The sequence below is a fragment of the Rhizobium sp. SVR5-2C genome (genome assembly GCF_056755115.1).
Genome location: NZ_JBNDHT010000004.1, coordinates 14,585 through 32,254, shown reverse-complemented (window position 1 = coordinate 32,254; position 17,670 = coordinate 14,585). Strand labels below are relative to the sequence as shown.

The 17,670-nt window shown below is 60.6% G+C and carries 16 protein-coding genes and 1 other RNA gene; 4 read left to right on the top strand and 13 right to left on the bottom strand.

Annotated elements, in window-relative coordinates:
• Positions 1-2: 2 nt before the first annotated feature.
• From ACPYOI_RS02030 to ACPYOI_RS01975, 12 genes are all read right to left on the bottom strand, one after another.
• Positions 3-1,436, bottom strand: coding sequence for a UDP-N-acetylmuramoylalanyl-D-glutamyl-2,6-diaminopimelate--D-alanyl-D-alanine ligase (locus ACPYOI_RS02030; RefSeq protein ID WP_481414781.1), 1,434 nt, complete (start codon positions 1,434-1,436; stop codon positions 3-5).
• Positions 1,433-2,893: a UDP-N-acetylmuramoyl-L-alanyl-D-glutamate--2,6-diaminopimelate ligase gene (locus tag ACPYOI_RS02025; RefSeq protein ID WP_481414782.1), complete on the bottom strand. Its 1,461-nt coding sequence runs from the start codon at positions 2,891-2,893 to the stop codon at positions 1,433-1,435. Before ACPYOI_RS02025 ends, ACPYOI_RS02030 begins: the two co-directional genes overlap by 4 nt.
• Positions 2,894-2,957: 64 nt before the next feature.
• Positions 2,958-4,709 carry a peptidoglycan D,D-transpeptidase FtsI family protein gene (locus ACPYOI_RS02020; protein WP_481414783.1) on the bottom strand — a complete coding sequence of 584 codons (1,752 nt, stop codon included), beginning with the start codon at positions 4,707-4,709 and terminating at the stop codon, positions 2,958-2,960.
• A gap of 2 nt (positions 4,710-4,711) precedes the next feature.
• Positions 4,712-5,146 carry a cell division protein FtsL gene (gene ftsL / locus ACPYOI_RS02015; protein WP_481414784.1) on the bottom strand — a complete coding sequence of 145 codons (435 nt, stop codon included), beginning with the start codon at positions 5,144-5,146 and terminating at the stop codon, positions 4,712-4,714.
• Position 5,147: 1 nt separating this feature from the next.
• Positions 5,148-6,173: a 16S rRNA (cytosine(1402)-N(4))-methyltransferase RsmH gene (gene rsmH, locus ACPYOI_RS02010; protein ID WP_481414785.1), complete on the bottom strand. Its 1,026-nt coding sequence runs from the start codon at positions 6,171-6,173 to the stop codon at positions 5,148-5,150.
• Positions 6,174-6,187: 14 nt separating this feature from the next.
• A complete protein-coding gene (gene mraZ / locus ACPYOI_RS02005) occupies positions 6,188-6,628 on the bottom strand; it encodes a division/cell wall cluster transcriptional repressor MraZ (protein ID WP_168830675.1) in 441 nt (146 codons plus the stop codon).
• A gap of 396 nt (positions 6,629-7,024) precedes the next feature.
• Positions 7,025-7,420: RNase P RNA component class A (rnpB, locus tag ACPYOI_RS02000), an RNA gene on the bottom strand.
• A gap of 53 nt (positions 7,421-7,473) precedes the next feature.
• Positions 7,474-8,649 (bottom strand): NAD(P)/FAD-dependent oxidoreductase, encoded by a 1,176-nt coding sequence (locus ACPYOI_RS01995; protein WP_481414786.1) that lies wholly within the window; start codon positions 8,647-8,649, stop codon positions 7,474-7,476.
• A gap of 15 nt (positions 8,650-8,664) precedes the next feature.
• Positions 8,665-9,852: an NAD(P)/FAD-dependent oxidoreductase gene (locus ACPYOI_RS01990; RefSeq protein ID WP_481414787.1), complete on the bottom strand. Its 1,188-nt coding sequence runs from the start codon at positions 9,850-9,852 to the stop codon at positions 8,665-8,667.
• Positions 9,853-9,906: 54 nt separating this feature from the next.
• A complete protein-coding gene (locus ACPYOI_RS01985; RefSeq protein WP_481414788.1) occupies positions 9,907-10,485 on the bottom strand; it encodes a lytic transglycosylase domain-containing protein in 579 nt (192 codons plus the stop codon).
• A gap of 262 nt (positions 10,486-10,747) precedes the next feature.
• Positions 10,748-11,509, bottom strand: coding sequence for an N-acetylmuramoyl-L-alanine amidase (locus ACPYOI_RS01980; RefSeq protein ID WP_481422501.1), 762 nt, complete (start codon positions 11,507-11,509; stop codon positions 10,748-10,750).
• On the bottom strand, positions 11,506-12,213 hold the full coding sequence (locus ACPYOI_RS01975) for a TerB family tellurite resistance protein (RefSeq protein ID WP_481414790.1): 708 nt from the start codon (positions 12,211-12,213) through the stop codon (positions 11,506-11,508). The genes ACPYOI_RS01980 and ACPYOI_RS01975 overlap by 4 nt, the downstream gene beginning before the upstream one ends.
• A 203-nt stretch (positions 12,214-12,416) precedes the next feature.
• On the opposite strand from ACPYOI_RS01975, the gene ACPYOI_RS01970 reads away from it, so the two are divergent.
• From ACPYOI_RS01970 to ACPYOI_RS01955, 4 genes are all read left to right on the top strand, one after another.
• The gene (locus tag ACPYOI_RS01970; protein ID WP_481414791.1) at positions 12,417-12,854 is read left to right on the top strand and encodes a VOC family protein; all 438 of its coding nucleotides are present in this window, start codon (positions 12,417-12,419) and stop codon (positions 12,852-12,854) included.
• A 299-nt stretch (positions 12,855-13,153) separates the two neighbouring features.
• Positions 13,154-14,365 (top strand): pyrophosphate--fructose-6-phosphate 1-phosphotransferase, encoded by a 1,212-nt coding sequence (locus ACPYOI_RS01965; RefSeq protein WP_481414792.1) that lies wholly within the window; start codon positions 13,154-13,156, stop codon positions 14,363-14,365.
• A 58-nt stretch (positions 14,366-14,423) separates the two neighbouring features.
• Positions 14,424-15,059, top strand: a complete 636-nt coding sequence (locus ACPYOI_RS01960; RefSeq protein WP_481414793.1) for a LysE family translocator — start codon at positions 14,424-14,426, stop codon at positions 15,057-15,059.
• Positions 15,060-15,168: 109 nt separating this feature from the next.
• Complete coding sequence (locus ACPYOI_RS01955) at positions 15,169-16,107, top strand: transglycosylase SLT domain-containing protein (protein WP_481414794.1); 939 nt, start codon at positions 15,169-15,171, stop codon at positions 16,105-16,107.
• Between the two features lie 25 nt (positions 16,108-16,132).
• On the opposite strand, the gene ACPYOI_RS01950 is transcribed toward ACPYOI_RS01955, so the two are convergent.
• The gene (locus ACPYOI_RS01950; RefSeq protein WP_481414795.1) at positions 16,133-17,512 is read right to left on the bottom strand and encodes a serine hydrolase domain-containing protein; all 1,380 of its coding nucleotides are present in this window, start codon (positions 17,510-17,512) and stop codon (positions 16,133-16,135) included.
• Positions 17,513-17,670 lie beyond the last annotated feature (158 nt).

The window sequence follows — 17,670 nt, the reverse complement described above, 5'->3', positions numbered from 1 at the left end:
GGTCAAAGTTCGCGTTGCGTGTCGGCAAATGGCGTAAACTTGTCAAGGAGCGCGGCGACAATCTTGCCAAACCCAATCCCCAGTGACGACTTCACCATCAACACGTCGCCTGGCGCGACCGAGTTCAATGCATATTTTGCGAGTTCTTCCGCCGTCTCCCGGTATTCGACGTGCACGCTATCCGGAAGAGCATCCTTCAGCGCCGTCATCTCCTTGCCTGCGAGCCAGGCATGTTCGATGCCGGCCGCAAGCAGCGGCTCGGAAAGCTCCGAATGGAGTTCTTGCGCATAGTCGCCCATCTCCAGCATGTCGCCGAGCACCGCGATGCGCCGCCCGTGGCCAGCCGGATCAGCCGCCGCAAGCAGCGCGATTGCAGCGCGCATGGAAGCGGGATTGGCATTGTAGCTTTCGTCGATCAGCTTAAAGCTGCCATTCCCGATCGAAAGCTTGTGGCGGCGGCCCCTGCCTTTTTCAGGCTGCAGAGTGGCCAGCGCCGCGATTGCCTTGTCCAGATCGGCGTTGACGAGGGTGACGACGCCGAGGGCGGCCAGTGCGTTTTCAGCAATGTGCCGTCCGGGCGCGCCGATCGCCACTTCGAGCGTCTCGCCGTCGATCGTCAGCCAGAGCGCTGAGCTTTCATCCGAACCGTTGAATTCGGCAAGACGGAACTCCGCCTTGGCATGCTGGCCGAAGGAATGGATGTTCTGGACACCGAGCGATTGCGCCCTCTGCTCCAGGAAATCGTACTGCTCATTGTCCCGGTTGAGCACAACATGCCCGCCGGGCGCAAGGCCTTCGAGTATCTCGGCCTTTGCCGCGGCGATTTCCGTGATGCTGTTGAAATTGCCGAGATGTGCCGGAGCGATTGTCGTGATGACGGCAACATGCGGCCGGATCATCTGCACGAGCGGACGGATCTCGCCCGGATGGTTCATGCCGACTTCGAAGACGCCGTAATGCGTGTCGAGCGGCATGCGCGCGAGCGTCAGCGGCACGCCCCAATGATTGTTGAAGGACGCGACCGAGGCATGCACCTTACCCGACGGCGAAAGCACGTGGCGGAGCATCTCCTTGGTCGTCGTCTTGCCGACCGAGCCCGTGACGGCGATGATCTGCGCCCGCGAACGCCGCCGCGATGCGACGGCCAACCGCCCGAGGGCGGCAAGGACGTCATCGACGACGATCATCGGAACCGTCAGCCGGCCGAGCCCCGAAAGACGGGCTTCGCTGACGACGAGGAGCGTTGCGCCGTTCGCCATGGCCATCGAGGCGTAGTCGTGGCCGTCGACCCGGTCGCCTTTGATGGCAAAGAAGGCTTCGCCTGGGCTTATCGTGCGGCTGTCGATCGAAATGCCGGTAATGCCTTCAGGAAGCGTGCCGAACGGGCGGCCCGCCATGGCGTTGATCATGTCTTCCGTCGTCCAAAGCCAGCTCACGATTTCAGCTCCTCCAAAGCCTCACGCACCTCGGCATGATCGGAGAAGGGCAGCGTCACACTCCCGATGGTCTGTCCCTCTTCATGCCCCTTGCCCGCGACGATCAAGGTATCGCCGGATTTCAGCATTTCGACGGCCTGATAGATCGCTTTCGAACGATCAGGGATTTCAGTGGCACATGGCGCCGCCGCCATAATCTCGGCGCGGATCGCCGAAGGCTCCTCCGAACGAGGATTGTCATCGGTGACGATCACAACATCCGCAAGGCGGCAGGCGATCTCGCCCATGATCGGGCGCTTGCCCCGGTCCCGATCGCCGCCGCAGCCGAAGACGACGATCACACGGCCCGTGGTGAACGGGCGGACAGATTCCAGAACATTGGCGAGCGCATCCGGCTTGTGCGCGTAATCGACATAGGCAAGCGCGCCATCCTTCGTATGGCCGACGAGTTCGAGACGGCCGGAGGCGCCCTGCAGCTTCTCCAGCGCCGCCATGGCCGTCTTGGCCGGAACGCCGGTGGACATGGCGAGCGCAGCCGCAACCAGTGCGTTGGCGATCTGGAAATCGCCGGCCAATGGAATATCGACCTCGAAAATCTCGTCCCCGGCATGCACCTCGGCGATCTGCTTGTGGCGGAAGTGCTCGACCCGCTTGAGCGTCAGATAATCACCCTTGCGGCCGACGGTGCGGACATCATGGCCCGCTTCTCTGGCCGCCTTGATCGCCTGCTCGGACCAGGCATCATCAGCGAAGATGATGGCGGGCGAGCCCTTCGGCAGCAGCGTATCGAACAGCCGCATCTTGGCAGCCATGTAGCTTTCCACCGTGGGGTGATAGTCCATGTGATCGCGGCCGAGATTGGTGAAGGCGGCAGCCGAAAGCCGCACGCCGTCGAGGCGGCATTGATCGAGCCCATGACTCGATGCCTCCATCGAAGCGTGCGTGACGCCCTCGTCAGCGAGATCGGCGAGCAGTTTGTGGAGCGAAACCGGATCGGGCGTGGTCAGCGAGCCATATTGGTTGCGGGTCGGAGAAACGACGCCGGTCGTACCGATCATGGCTGCCGGGTGTCCGGCATAGGTCCAGATCTGGCGCGTGAAGGACGCCACCGAGGTCTTGCCCGCCGTGCCGGTTACGGCAACCATCGTCTCCGGCTGCCTGCGATAGAAATTCGCCGCGGCGACTGAAAGAAAGCGGCGCGGTTCCTTGACCGGAAGGACCGGAATGGAAGCCTCGACGGATTGCGAGGAAACGATCAGCGCCGCACCGTGTTTGGCGGCATCGGCGATAAAGCTGGCGCCGTCGGCCTTCGAACCGGCGACGGCAACGAATGCCATTCCAGCCTCGATCTTGCGGCTATCGGCTGAAAGGCCGGAGATCTCCAACCCGCCCAGCGGCCCTTCGAGTTGTTCCTTGATTTCCGGAAACGCACTTCCGGCGATGTCCCGCAGTTTCATTGAATGTCTTTTCTCTTCTCACGCCGACCACCCCACGCGAATCGGCGCTAATATTCATTCACACTCAATAAGACACCAGCAAGGCCGACCCGTCTTCGCCGAATTGCGGTTCGACCCCAAGGATCGGCGCGGCGCGCCTGATGATGTTCTTGACCATCGGTGCAGCCGTATAAGCGGCGATGTTCTGGCCCTTTTCGCCGTTATGCGGCTCGTCGCAGAAGGTCAGCACAACATATTGTGGATTATCGATCGGGAACGCTGCGAGGAATGCGTTGAAGTTCAGGTTACTCGCATAGCGACCGTTGACGACCTTGTCGGCCGTGCCCGTCTTGCCGCCGACATTGAAGCCCGGAACGTCGGCATTGCGCCCGGAGCCCTTGAGGCCGTTCAATTTGAAAAGGTAGCGAATGTTGTCGCTGGTGCTCTTCTTGACGATGACCTCTGCGGCCTCATCTGCCTGCTCTCGCGTCCGCGGCAGGAAAGTCGGCTCGATGAGCTTGCCTCCGTTGACGAGTGCGGCGCCGGCGACCGCTGTCTGCAACGGTGTCGTGGACACGCCGTGACCGAAGGAAATCGTGATCGAGTTGATCTTCTTCCAGACCTTCGGCTGGCTCGGCATCTTCACTTCCGGCAGCTCGGTCTTCATCTTCGTCAGCAGACCGAAGCGTGTCAGGTATTCCTTCTGCAAATCCATGCCGACGAGATCGATCATCTTCGCCGTACCGATATTGGACGAATATTCGAAGATTTCCGGCACGGTCAGCCATCGGCCCTGACCATGGAAATCATGGATGGTGAAGCCGCCGATGCGGATCGGCCGGGTGGCGTCGAAGCTGGAGTTGAGGGTAACCTTGCCGCTGTCGAGCGCCATGGCCGTGCTGAACGTCTTGAAGGTCGAGCCCATTTCGAACGTTCCGTTCGACATGCGGTTCAGCCAGCCTTCCTTGGCGCCCCCTTCCGGATTGTTCGGGTCGAAGTCGGGCGCCGAAGCCAACGCCAGGACCTCGCCCGTGTGAACGTCGAGAACGACGGCGCCGGCCCCCTTCGCTTCATAATTGATCACCGCGCTGGACACGACATCGCGCACGATGTTCTGGACACGCAGGTCGATCGAGAGTTTGACCGGCTCAAGCGGCTGATCGCTGGTCATGCCCACCGATGCCAGATCGGCGAGCCCCTGGTCGTCGATGTACTTCTCCATGCCGCTGACGCCGCGGTTGTCGATGTTCACGTAACCGAGGATGTGCGAGGCCGTCGGGCCACCCGGATAGAAGCGGCGCTTTTCCGGACGAAAACCGATGCCGGGAATGCCAAGCGCCAGAATCTGGCTCTGCTGCTTCGGCGTCAGTTGCCGGCGAAGCCATGCGAAATGCGAGCTCTTGACGGACAGTTTCTTGTAAGTGCCCTTCGCGTCGAGATCCGGCAAAACGGTCGAGAGCTTCTCGATCGCCTCATCCACATCGACGATCTTGTTCGGTTCGGCGAAGAGCGAAACCGTGCGGATGTCGGTTGCCAGCACCTCGCCGTTGCGGTCGAGAATATCCGGACGCGATGCCATCAGACGATCGGGCGGCAGGATGCTGGAGACAACCTCCGGATCCTTCAGCGCATATTCTACCAAGCGCCCGCCGATGATGCCGTAAATTGCGGTGAACCCCAGGATGAGGAGACCGACGCGGCTTTTTGCCTGACTGGCTCGCTTCTTGCGCGATCCCTCGAGCGGCAAGCTCGCCGATGGGCCGCCGAAACGGTTATAGACGCCGGAGGAAAAGTGCGCCTGGCTCTTCAGCACCATAATGCGAGAGAGGAACGACATGGCTACTCCACCGATCCGGTTGACATGAGGTCCTCTTCTTCTGGACGCGCGGCAGGAGCCGGCGGCGCCTTGGCGGCAACGGCCATTCCCGCGCCTGCGCCCGGCTTCGCGCGGTTCTTGGCCTCGGTAGTTGCCGGAACCGGAACCTGCGACTTCAGCATCGGCAACTCACGCAGATGAACAAGCGCCGTCGAGTCCGTCGGCTGCAGCTTGAGTTCGTCGTTGTATGCGTTCACCAGCCGCTCCAGCCGGTTAGGCTGCGACTGCAGCGCCCAGTCTGCCTTGAGCAGATCAATGGTGTCCTTTTCGAGCTTGATCTCGGCCTCGAGGCGATGAACCTCTTCGAGCTTCAGCTCTGCGCGGTGCTTGATCGTGTAGGTGACCGCAGCTGCCGCCGTCATGATGCCGATCAGTACGACGTCGAACGTTCTCAGCATTTCAACCCCCAAGCTTTCCGAGGCTGGCAAGATTGGGCAACCCGAAGATCGACATATCCGCGGCTTCAGCCGTCGCATGCGTACGAATGCCGGCCCGCAGCTTGGCCGAACGCGCCCGCGGATTTGCCTCGGCTTCCGCCTTGCCTGCAGCAATCATTGATTTCCCGAGCGGTTCGAAAGTCGCGGCGCGCTCATGCGCCACCGGCAGATGACGAGAGCCCGAAGCCTTGCCGGCGCGATCGGAGAAGAATTTCTTGACGATACGGTCTTCGAGCGAATGGAAGGTAACGACGACGAGGCGACCGCCCGGTTTCAAGACGCGTTCGGCAGCAAAGAGCGCCTGCCCCAATTCCCCAAGCTCGTCATTGACGAAGATGCGGAGCGCTTGGAAAACGCGAGTCGCCGGATGAATCTTGTCCTTCATCTTGCGCGGCGTCACCAGCTCGATGAGCCCTGCAAGATCGCGCGTCGTCTCGAACGGCTTTTCCGCCCGGCGTTTCTCGATGGCGTGGGCGATGCGGGGCGCCTGATCCTCTTCGCCCAGAAAATGAAAGATGCGGATGAGCTCCGCCACCTTGGCGCGATTGACGACGTCGGCGGCAGAGACACCGGAACCCGACATGCGCATATCGAGTGGGCCGTCCTTCTGGAAGGAGAAGCCGCGCTCGGCTTCATCGAGCTGCATCGACGAAACGCCGATATCGAGCACGACACCGTCGAGCCCGTCAGTCGGCGCGTGATCAGCAAGATTGGAGAACTGCGATTGAATGAGTTCGAGGTGACCGGCGTGGGCGGCGACCATTTCCTGACCGGCGGCAATTGCCGTCGGGTCGCGATCCAGCGCAATCACGTCCGCCCCAGCCGCAAGAATGGCTGACGTATAGCCGCCTGCACCGAAGGTCCCGTCGAGAATGACTTTTCCGGAAGCGGGCTGAAGCGCCGAAAGCACCTCGGCAAGAAGAACCGGAATGTGGCGAACCGGTCCGCCACCGGCATCAGTTGAACCTCCGCCAGGATTCGCCGCCATTCCATGCCCTCGTTTTATCCGGGGTGCCTGCCCGCCGGCCTGCGCCCCCCTCGTGCCTGTGTCTGGGCGGCCTGAAATGCACGCGGCTGCCACAGCTGAAAATGATCCGCCCGACCGACAAAGGCCACCTCGTCCGAGATGCCCGTAAAGTCGCGGATGAAATCCGTGACCATCAGCCGCCCTTCGGCGTCGAGCTTCATGAAGACCCCGCCACCATGAATGAGAAGCGACATCTCGTTCGCATCCGGCGAAAACGGATCCTCCGCAGCAATCTGCCGCTCGAACCTTTCGAGAAGGTCCGGGCCGCCGACGCTGATCGCCGGAAAGACAAAGTCCTGAAAGCAATACAGCTCCTGGACGTTGCGCTGGGCCAAAACGGACCGAAAAGCCGCAGGCACGGAAACCCTGCCCTTGGAATCGATCCTGTTGGTCGCATTTGAAAGGAAGCGGCTCATGACACGAAACATCCGTTTCCGAAAGGGCCCGAACGGAACTCAGCTGCCCGGGACCCTCAAATTCAGGCACAGCTTCGCCAGCCGGATGAACAATACTCCATCCGACGCCTCTGGAGAAAAAGACGCCTTGGCTTTGCGATTGATGGGCGCTTAATGGCCCTCTTGCAGTGCACTTCTGGGATATCATGGGACCATGTGGGCGTCAATGGGAAACGCCCGTCTCGCGATGAGCGCCGTATCTTAAATTCATAAGCCGTTAAGTTTAACAAAGGGTTAGGATTCCGGCCCAAGGAAGCCTCGAAAACGCCGCAGGAAGCCGAGCAGAATACGGCCATCAGCCCCTGAAAACCAAGGGCATAGCAAAAGCTGCCGCTGCCGCGGCGCCACAAGAAATTGATTGCCAGTTGGCCTGTAAGCCGGGTTCTGTATGGCTCCGGCCGAAACCGGAACGTGGCAGCCATTCCTCTGGGACAGCGTTTGCACGCTGCCTCACGCAACCCACCCGGATGACTGGCCTGGAAACCGGCCGGCGGGCTTTCGCCCGCCACGTCATCCCTATTCGGTCTTGCTCCCGGTGGGGTTTACCGTGCCATCTCCGTTGCCGGAGACGCGGTGGGCTCTTACCCCACCCTTTCACCCTTACCTGTCACGACAGGCGGTTTGCTTTCTGTGGCACTTTCCCTAAGGTCACCCTCGCCGGACGTTATCCGGCACCGTATTTCCGTGGAGCCCGGACTTTCCTCACCCTACCGCCTTTCGGCATTGGTAAAGCGCGGCTGCCCGGCCAACTGGCATGGCTCAAATAGTCGAGAGCGCTGCCAATTACCACCGGAAATATCGGTGTCTTACCGGAAAGCGGGTTTGAAATCCGTGCGGTAGCCCTGATCTCCGATTCCGCCTTGAAGCAGCAGCTCGGCCCCGAGACGGCCGATCTCATCCGAACTCTTCGCCGACGTCCCGGCGCAGCCGGTCAGAACGGCTATGTTCGGCGAGGACGTGTAGCCGATCATCGGATAGGCGCTCTTCGTGTGCGACACTGCGCAGGCCGCCGTCGAGACGGACAGCGGTCTCATATCCGGAACAAGTCGACGCGCAATGGCCATGAGATGATCGCGCGCCGACGGGCGGCCGTCGGTCCTGAACCAGGCGCGCAATTCCTTCTCCGTCTCAAGCCGGTAGTCATCGGGGTCGCCGCCGACCTTCAGATAGTACTTCCCATCAGAATAACGGATCGGCGGAAGCAGGTAGATGTCAATATCGGGAGCCTCGAGGATCAGCGACGGCATGGCGCCAAATTCTGCGGCCTGCGCATCGCTGACCTCAAACAGCGTAACCGTGCGACCATGAACCGATATGCCAACAGATTGCGGCAACAGATTCTGACCAATGGAAAAACCGCCCGCGGCCAGCAGCACCTTTTCGGCCGTATAGGTCCGTCCGCCGGAAGTCTCGACTGCGGCAACGCGGCCCTCGTCGCGGATCGCCGTCACGTAATCACGAACGACCGTGGCGCCCGCCTTCTCGGCGATAACTGACTGCGCTTTCACCAGCCGGCGCGGACTGATGTGACCGGCGCCTTTCGCCTGAAAGACGCCCTCGCTCCCTTCTGGCAAGGCGAAGAAGGGAAACGCTGATTTGAGGCCGGGGTCGTCCAGCCGTCTCGTTTCCACCCCGAGTGAGGCAGCGGCGTTCGCCGTCTTGGCGATGTAATCGCTCTTTGTCGGCGCCACGACGACGCAGCCCGCTTCGGTGTAGAACGCAATGCCGCTCTCCGCTTCGATCTCCGGATATCGGGCAATCGAGCGATTGGCGAGGAGCGCCCAATCCCGATCCGGATCGACGGTCCGGGTGATGCGGCCCTCGTCATAATGGCTGGCGAAAACGCCTTCATGCGCCTTGCGGTTTTCCGGCTCGTCGGGACCGATGACGGCCACGCCGTCCGTCTGCTTCGCGAGATGCTTCGCGGCCGCCGCCCCCATCATGCCCCGTCCGACGACGATATATTTGAAATCCGCTGCCATGAATGCCTCTTTGCCTTACCGGAAGACCGGCGTCAGTTCCTCGCCGAAGTCGCTTTCACCGAGACCGCCCTCGCAGATCAGCACGGCACCAAGACGCCCGAGCTCGTCCGACGATTTTGCGGCGACGAAATTGCCCCCGGTCAGGACTGCGATCCGCGGTGAATCCGTAAAGCCGGCATAGGGATAGCCATCCCTCGTGTAGGTCGCAACGCAGGGCGCCGAGGTAACCGGGGAGGACTTAAGCCCCGGCATGATGGTCGAGGCAATCGCCGCCAGATGCTCCCGCTCGGCCTTGTCGCCGTCGGCGCGGAACCATTCGCTTGCCGCCGCCAGCGTGTCGAACACACGGCTTTCCGTATCGCCGCCGAGTTTGAGGTAGGCCTTGCCATCGGGATAGCGTACCGGCGGCAGGATATAGACATGATCCTCCTCACGGTCGCCGAAAACGATCGTCGACGGCATGGCGCCGAAGATCTCCATCTCGCTTGCACCGAGTTCATAAAAGGCGACCGTCCGCGCCGAGACTCGGATGTCGACCGTGCGCGGCAGGAGATTATTGAAATTGCTGAAACCGCCGGCGGCGACGAGCACCTTCTCCGCCGTGTAGCGCACGCTGCCAGCGGTCACCTCCACATGCGAGCCTGCATCGCGAACCGCAGTTGCCGTTGCATCGATCAACCTGACGCCGCCTCTCTCTGCAAGAAGAGCCTGGGCGCGGACGAGCGCGCGCGGGTTGATATGCCCTGCCCTGCGGCTCTCCAGGTAGCCGTGAAAGGTGAGGTTGAACGCAAATTGCGGGAAGCGCCGCGAAAGCTCGTCCGGCGGCAGCGATTTGACGGGGAGTTGCATCTCATCCGCCACATCGAGCGCGCGACCGAGATAGCTCTCACCGCGGACCGCAGGCGGTCCGGCAAAGAGGCATCCCGCCTCCGTGTAGAAACGTATGCCGCTTTCGACCTCGATCTCCGCGTAGCGGTCGAGCGAACGGGCCGCCAGCGTCGCCCAAACGACATCATCGTCGAAGGTTCGGGTGATGCGCGCTTCGTCGTAATGGCTGGCGAAGACGCCATGATGGCTTTTCCGATCCGCCGGCTCACCCGGCCCGATCAGCGCAATACCATCCGACATGCCGGCGAGATGGCGGGCCGCCGCCGCACCCATCATGCCACGCCCAAGAATGATCGTCTTGAAATCAGCCGCCATGTCTCACCTCGCTTTCGAGGTCAGATAACACGGCGGTTAGCTTGATTCATACTCTTAAGTCGGGTTCGAAATCGATGCCGTTTCAGCCACTTCTGCCGCGCCTTGCATGAGCGCCAGCACCTTGCCGCAATAGGCCTTGGAAACCGGGTTCATGCGCTTCGCCGCATGGCCCGCGTTGTATTTAAGGATCGTCCCGCAGGTTTCCCCGCCGCCGAGCTCATGAGCCCCCGCTAGGTATTTCATGCCGTATTTGATGTTCGTCTCCGGATCGAAAAGGTCCTTCTTGGTACCTGTGTAACCCATCATGCGCGCCGTCGCAGGCTTGATCTGCATCAGCCCGACCTCACCCGCGCTGCCGAGTGCATCCGGATCGAAATTGCTTTCGACGCGAACGACGGCCCGAGCAAGCTCGACGGGGACGTCATATTCCTTTGCGTATTTGACGATCAAAATGGAATATTTGAGGGTCTCGAAATCCGGGATTGCATAACCGCTCTGGCGATCGACGGTCTTGAAGTTCACCGTCAGGGTTTCATCCTTAGTCTTGTTTCCCGTATCGTCAGCAAAAGCGCAGCCATACCCTATCAGCAACGCGCTCGCGCACGCCGCCGCACCAATAAGCATATCTCTCATCTAGTCTAATTACTCCGGCCCAAAGAATAGCTGGATCGCGCGCGGCGCAGTCGTCCGGTTACACGTCCCAAGAACTGGAAACATGCCGCAGCAATTCTCATCGTTTCATTTGACGCCCGCGGTTACACACAAAAAACCGGACGAGCCCCGCTCAGTGACTGAGGTTAGACCATCGTAATGAGGAGATAATTGGGAAAGGATGTGGCAGCGCGCCTGTCAATGCATTTTTGGAAAAAAAGTTGCTCGGAACGTCACACGGATGTCACGAATACCGCGACAGCGTCGCAAGCAGACGATGCAGCGTGTCGATCGTCGAAAAATCGGCAATTCCATCGACCCGTTCCTGCCGGAAATGCCGCTGGAAAGCTTCTACGTCACCGGCGGTCTTGTCGCTGAATTCGCCCGTGATTTCCGTAGCATAACCGTAGAGGGACAGCATGGACTGCAGCGCCTCGATCGGCTGGCCGCGGTCACCGCGCTGGAAGAAGCGGCCTCCGGTGATCGGTGCCGGCTCGACCCAGTGCCCTACGCCTGATCTATGCAATTCGCCCCAAGGAAATTTTTCGCCCGGATCAACCTTGCGAACCGGCGCAATATCTGAGTGTCCGAGCACCAATTCCGGCTTAATCGACCAACGTTCAACACAATCGCGACACAATTCTATGACTGCCGCAATCTGTTTTTCGGGAAAATCCGGCAGCCCGCCGGGATGTCCGGCATTGGCGATTTCAATGCCGATGGACCGGGAGTTGATATCGCCCTCACCGCGCCAGCTGCTCTTGCCCGCATGCCACGCCCGCCGTTCCTCCGGCACGAGCTGAACGACATCGCCGCTCTCATGCACGAAATAGTGGCTGGAGACCTGGCTCTCGTCGCGACAGAGCCAGGCAAGCGCCTCTTGGTGAGAGGACATGCCTGTGTAATGAAGGATGATCATATCCGGCTTGCGACCGCCGGCGCGCTCGCCATGGTTCGGCGACGGCTGCACGGAAGCCTTGCGGTAATCGGCCGCGAATGTGGTCATGCGGCGCGACGTTCCTTCTCGATCGTCGCATAGGCGTCATTGAGGGCAGCCATGCGCTCGTTGGCGATCGCATGGAACTCTTTGGGTACGCCCCGCGAAATCAGCCGGTCGGGATGGTTCTCGCTGACCAGGACGTGATAGCGGCGGCGGATCGTCGGAAAGTCGTCGGAAGGCAGAACACCGAGAACCTTGTAGGGGTCGCGGCCAATCGAAACATGGCGCGCAGCGATCTGCTCGAAACGCTCGTCGCTCATCTCGAAGATCTGGCCGATGTGGCGAAGGAAATTCATCTCCTTTTCATGCACCAGTCCATCCGCCTTGGCGATGTGGAAGAGGCCGTCGAGCACATCTTCCAGTACCGAGCAATTGGCAGCGCAGCTGATGCAGAGCGAAGACAGCTTGGCGGCATAGGCTTCGTAACCAGCGATATCCTGACGCGCAAGATTGTAGAGTCGCGCGACGTTCTTCGCCTGGTCCTGCGGAAATTCAAAGATATCCTGGAAAGCCTGGACTTCCTTCTCGCTGACGATGCCGTCCGCCTTGGCCATCTTCGCGGAAAGCGCGATGATGGCAACAGAGATCGCCACCTTGCGGCGGGTCTCCGGATCACCCTCAAAAACGGTGCGGACAGCCTCGACCACCGCCGAGAGCACGTTGCCCGCAGCACTACCGATGGCATTCAGCAATCTTTCCCAGAAGGACATCAAAGTCTCTCGCATCGCAACATGTAAGAGACAGGTTGATCAAATAATCGAAGCCTTTGCAAGGCAGCCATTGGTCGCACTATCGAAAACACTTTTCACAATCCGGTAACAGTCGTGGTTCTTAGATGCGGCGCACCTCAAGCGTTCGTTGTTAGACTCGGCGACACCTTGTAGATTGCGACGACATCTCGGAGATTAGAAACATGGCGCTCAAGCGGATGGACAACGTAGGAATCGTCGTCGAAGACCTCGAGGGGACGATTGATTTCTTTCGCGAACTCGGCCTCGATCTCGAAGGACGGGCCACGATCGAAGGAGAATGGGCCGGACGTGTCACGGGACTGGGCGATCAGCGTGTCGAGATTGCCATGATGCGCACACCGGACGGCCACAACCGGCTCGAGCTTTCCCGCTTCCTCACGCCTGATGTCGTCGCAGATCACCGGAACGCCCCGGTCAACGCCCTGGGCTACCTCCGCGCCATGTTCACCGTGGACGACATCGACGACACGCTTGAAAGGCTCCGCGCGCGCGGCGCGCAGCTCGTAGGCGAAGTAGTCCAGTATAAAGACGCGTATCGGCTCTGCTACATCCGTGTGCCTGAAGGGCTTCTCATCGGACTCGCCCAAGAACTCAGCTGAGGACAAATGGTCGCCATGGACGGTCTTCTGCTCCGACGTATCAGCCACTGACGTTCTCAAACGGACTCTTAGACGTGATCGGCGATCGGGTGCCCCGATCGGGCCTCTCACCCCACGCTACGCTCTGCCCGCATACGATTTCCACAGCGGCTCTCCGGCCCGCATCCAAGCTTGAAACGATTAGATGAGCGCCCGAGGCGAAGCCCGCCTCTTTTTCGTAAATTCTTTACTTTACAGCGTTCTTTTCGTGCCGCATCCATGCGAGAGGTAAGCACATCCGAACGCTCAAGGAGGGAAAAATGGCCAAACAGAAAGTAGCAATGCTGACCGCCGGAGGCCTGGCGCCCTGTCTTTCTTCTGCCGTCGGCGGCCTGATCGAACGCTACACTGATGTCGCCCCCGATCTCGAAATCATTGCCTATAAATCGGGCTATCAGGGCGTGCTTCTTGGCGATAGCGTCGTGATCAGCAAGGAGATGCGCGAAAAGGCTCCGCTTCTCCATCGCTTTGGCGGCTCACCGATCGGCAACAGCCGGGTTAAGCTCACGAACGCCGCCGACTGCGTCAAGCGCGGTTTGGTCAAGGAGGGCGAAAATCCGCTGCGTGTGGCGGCAGAGCGCCTTGCCAATGACGGCGTGACCATCCTTCACACCATCGGCGGCGACGACACCAACACGACAGCCGCCGATCTGGCCGCCTATCTCGCCGCCAACAACTATAACCTCACCGTCGTCGGCTTGCCGAAGACGGTCGACAACGATGTCGTGCCGATCCGCCAGTCTCTGGGCGCCTGGACGGCTGCCGAAGTCGGCGCGCATTTCTTCGACAATGTCAGCAATGAGCAGAGTGCAGCACCGCGCACACTTGTCATCCATGAGGTCATGGGCCGTCACTGCGGCTGGCTGACGGCGGCAACCGCCCGCGCCTATTTGAGCCGCACGAAGAACTATGAATATGTCGACGGGCTGATGATGAATGCCGGTCTGAAGAGCATTGATGCCGTCTACCTGCCTGAGATGGCCTTTGACCTGCAGGCCGAGGCCGAACGCCTCAAGGAGATCATGGACAGGACCGGTCACGCGACCGTCTTCGTCTCGGAAGGTGCCTGCCTCGATGCCATTGTCGCCGAGCGGGAAGCCGCCGGCGACACCATCAAGCGTGATGCCTTCGGACATGTGAAGATCGACACGATCAACGTCGGCGGCTGGTTCCAGAAGCAGTTCGCCAACCTGCTCAATGCCGAGCGCTCGCTGGTTCAGAAATCCGGCTATTTTGCCCGCTCGGCGGCCGCCAATGCCGACGACCTTCGTCTCATCCAGAGCATGGTCGACCTGGCCGTCGAAAGCGCGCTCAACAAGGTCTCCGGCGTCACGGGTCACGACGAAGCGCAAAACGGCAAACTCCGGACCATCGAATTTCCGCGTATCAAGGGCGGCAAGCCCTTCGACCTCTCGACCAAATGGTTCGCCGAAGTGATGGAAACGGTGGGGCAAAAATACCAGGAAGTATGATTGACGCAGGGCGACTATGGTGTCTTTGCTTAGTTCCTAAGGAACAGGAGGAGATTCCATGTCGCTCGAAGCCTGGCTCGCTTTCGCCGCTGCATCCGCCATCATGCTGGCCATTCCGGGACCGACGATCCTGCTCGTCGTGTCCTACGCGCTTGGCCATGGGCGCAAGACGGCGCTGGCGACTGTCAGCGGCGTGGCGCTCGGCGACTTCACCGCGATGACGGCTTCCCTCTTCGGACTGGGCGCGCTCCTGGCTGCATCGGCAACGCTTTTCACGGTGCTGAAGTGGATCGGCGGTGCGTACCTCATCTACCTCGGTATCAAGCTCTGGCGCTCGCCGATCATCACCGAACCGGTCGCTGACAACGACAACCTGCCGGATCAAAAGTCACTGAAGATCTTCCTGCACGCCTATATCGTGACGGCGCTCAATCCGAAGAGCATCGTTTTCTTCGTCGCCTTCGTTCCGCAGTTCCTCAATCCTGCGAATCCCTTCTTCGAACAGATGCTCGTCATGGAGCTGACCTTCCTCATTCTCGCGACGATCAATGCTTCCTGCTATGCGCTTCTTGCGAATGCCGCGCGCGGCCTGATCCGCAAGGCAAGCGTGCAGCGCACGGTCAACCGTACCGGTGGAACGCTGCTCATCGCCGCCGGCGCCGTGACCGCGGGCTATCGCCGCATCGCCGCCTGAGGCTGGGTGGGTTGCGACACAACCACGAATAAGTTAATGGAAAAATCAGGGCTTAGGTTTTCAGTAACTTAATCGCTGCCAGGGCGGCGCGAATCGCGAAAGTGACAGAATGGTAGCGAAGGGGTTATCCGTCCTGATAGGCGGCCTTGTCTTGACGATGCTGGGCGGCGTTGCGGGATGCTCGACCGTCGAATACACGTCCCTGGCGGAATTGACCGCCGTGCAGACCGTTGTTCCGACCCCCAAGCCCGGCGAAGATGCAATGATGATGGCAGCGGTACCGGCCGCTGACGGCACCAGCCAGCCCGCAGACGCATTCGCCGCGGCCAGCCCGCAGGCAACACCGGCCCTCACCGCCGACGCGATGACTATGCCTGGGACGGAAGCTCTTGCCGATCCCGCCATGCAACAGATGGCGGCCGCGGCAACCCAGATCCCGCTGACGCCGGAAATGACGGCGATCCAGTCGGTCGTGCCCACGCCGCGCCCGGGCACTCCGCCCTCGCCATCGACCCAGCTTGCCTTCGCGGCGACGACGCCGCAGAGTGGCGCTCTGGCCGCCATTGCTTCCATTGGCGCGACGCAGCGCTCGATGTCGGACTTCACGTTCGACGAGTCCGCCCCGATGGATCCGCCGGCCGCGCCGCCGATGTTCAGCGACAGCGACGTCGACACCGCTCCCACCGTTGAAAAAAGCTTTATCAGCAAGCTGATCAGCAAGTACTCGAAGCTCTACGAAGTCCCTGAATCGCTGATCCATCGCGTCGTGCATCGGGAAAGCCGTTACAATCCCAACGCCTACAACAAGCGCGGTTATTTCGGCCTGATGCAGATCAAGTACAACACGGCGAAATCGATGGGCTATGACGGCCAGCCCAACGGCCTGCTCGATGCCGAAACCAACATCAAATATGCCGCGAAATATCTGCGCGGCGCATGGCTCGTTTCGAACAGCAATGAAGAAGACGCCGTCAAGCTCTATGCCCGCGGCTACTACTACGATGCAAAACGCAAGGGCATGACGGACATCGCCCAGGGCACCTACTAAAAACCACCCCGCCTGTAATGCCTAGTCAACTGGCCGGCAGCGCGGCCAGCACCTGTTTCAGCAGCACCTGCGGCTTGTAGCCTAGCGAGCTTGGCGTCAGCCCCATCCGGACAAACACGAGATTGGCGGAAGGCACGATTGCCATGCTCTGCCCGTCGTGCCCTTCCAGCCAGAATGTATCTTCCGGCAGCCCGGCCTCGGTGCTCGTATCGCCGCCCGGGGCAGCGAGCCATGCCTGGCCCTGAGTATATGTGCCGCCCGACGACCGGGTCGGCGTGCGCATGAAGCCGACGAATCCTTCCGGCAACAGCCGCTGGCCGTTCCAGACGCCGTCCTGCAGCAGAAACTGTCCAAAACGCGCCCAGTCATGCGCCGTCGCGTAGAGATACGAACTGCCGACAAAGGTGCCCCGAGCATCAGCTTCGAGAACCGCGCTCGACATACCGAGCGGTCTGAAAAGCGCGTCAGTCGGATAGGCAAGCGCCTTCTGCTGGCCGCCGATCCAATCCATCCATATCCGCGACAACAGGACCGATGTGCCGCTCGAATAGCGGAAACGCTCTTCCGGCTCCGCCTCCAATGGCGCATTGGCGGGAAGCGTAACCATGTCGGGGTCGAGATAGAGCATACGCGTTACATCCGCGACGCTGCCGTAATTCTCATTGAAGGCAAGACCGCTCTCCATCCCCAGCAGGTCACGGAGCTTGATGCGTGACCGCTCATCGTCCTTCCACTCCGGCAACAGGCTGGTCGTTTCGAAATTGCCCTTTCCTTCGTACATCGCGCGACCGACGAGCGCCGCGTTGACGGTCTTGGTCATCGACCAGCCGAGCAGCGGCGTCTTTGCGCTGAACCCTTCGCCATAGCGTTCCGCGACGATCCGGCCATTGTGAACGACGACGATCGCGCGCATCTGCGGACCGGCGAGCGCCTCGTTCGCCAACAAAGACGCCAGTTCTCCATCATTGGCGGCGGCAACGCCCTCGCCTTCCGGCCACAGGGCGGTGTTCTCCTCGGCAGGCGGAACTGGATCCAAGGGCGTGGCTTTGGCGGCAGCCTCGAAATCGCCGTCAGGCACGCTCGTGCAGCCGAAAACCCCGCGATAGAGAGCATAGCTGGGTGCAAAGAGACCAAGGATGCGCGCCGTCACACGCCCCTGCTCGCGATCGACCGAAACGCGTATCAGGCGCAACAGCGGATTGCCGGGCGCTTGCACATCGTTATTGAGGACTGCCTGCGGATCCCGTCCTGCCATGAACACGTTCGAGCAGACGATCTTTGCTGCATAGCCGTCACCGACGCGCAGGAGCTCCGGTGGCCGAACATAAAGCCAGATCGCCCCACCAGCCACGATGGCGACGATGGTTGCAGTGAGCGCCTTCAGGGTACGCCGAATAGGTCGCATATCATTCCCTCCACGAACGGAGAGAAGCAGGAAACGCTTTCACAAAAAAGAGCATGACGACGTAAACGGCGTTTCGTGACAGTCAATTCCTGTAGAAAGCCTACCCACAGTCTGCGTCATCAAACTGTAGCAGGGACGCGCTACACGCCCTGAACGCT

Coding starts and splice junctions, on each gene's coding strand:
- ACPYOI_RS02020 (WP_481414783.1), bottom strand. CDS start 4,709: ATGTCGTTCCTCTCTCGCATTATGGTGCTGAAGAGCCAGGCGCACTTT.
- ACPYOI_RS01990 (WP_481414787.1), bottom strand. CDS start 9,852: ATGGCGGCTGATTTCAAGACGATCATTCTTGGGCGTGGCATGATGGGT.
- ACPYOI_RS01950 (WP_481414795.1), bottom strand. CDS start 17,512: ATGCGACCTATTCGGCGTACCCTGAAGGCGCTCACTGCAACCATCGTC.
- ACPYOI_RS01995 (WP_481414786.1), bottom strand. CDS start 8,649: ATGGCAGCGGATTTCAAATATATCGTCGTCGGACGGGGCATGATGGGG.
- ftsL (WP_481414784.1), bottom strand. CDS start 5,146: ATGCTGAGAACGTTCGACGTCGTACTGATCGGCATCATGACGGCGGCA.
- rsmH (WP_481414785.1), bottom strand. CDS start 6,173: ATGGCGGCGAATCCTGGCGGAGGTTCAACTGATGCCGGTGGCGGACCG.
- ACPYOI_RS01955 (WP_481414794.1), top strand. CDS start 15,169: ATGGTAGCGAAGGGGTTATCCGTCCTGATAGGCGGCCTTGTCTTGACG.
- ACPYOI_RS01960 (WP_481414793.1), top strand. CDS start 14,424: ATGTCGCTCGAAGCCTGGCTCGCTTTCGCCGCTGCATCCGCCATCATG.
- ACPYOI_RS01980 (WP_481422501.1), bottom strand. CDS start 11,509: ATGACCACATTCGCGGCCGATTACCGCAAGGCTTCCGTGCAGCCGTCG.
- ACPYOI_RS01970 (WP_481414791.1), top strand. CDS start 12,417: ATGGCGCTCAAGCGGATGGACAACGTAGGAATCGTCGTCGAAGACCTC.
- mraZ (WP_168830675.1), bottom strand. CDS start 6,628: ATGAGCCGCTTCCTTTCAAATGCGACCAACAGGATCGATTCCAAGGGC.
- ACPYOI_RS01965 (WP_481414792.1), top strand. CDS start 13,154: ATGGCCAAACAGAAAGTAGCAATGCTGACCGCCGGAGGCCTGGCGCCC.
- ACPYOI_RS01975 (WP_481414790.1), bottom strand. CDS start 12,213: ATGTCCTTCTGGGAAAGATTGCTGAATGCCATCGGTAGTGCTGCGGGC.
- ACPYOI_RS01985 (WP_481414788.1), bottom strand. CDS start 10,485: ATGAGAGATATGCTTATTGGTGCGGCGGCGTGCGCGAGCGCGTTGCTG.
- ACPYOI_RS02025 (WP_481414782.1), bottom strand. CDS start 2,893: ATGAAACTGCGGGACATCGCCGGAAGTGCGTTTCCGGAAATCAAGGAA.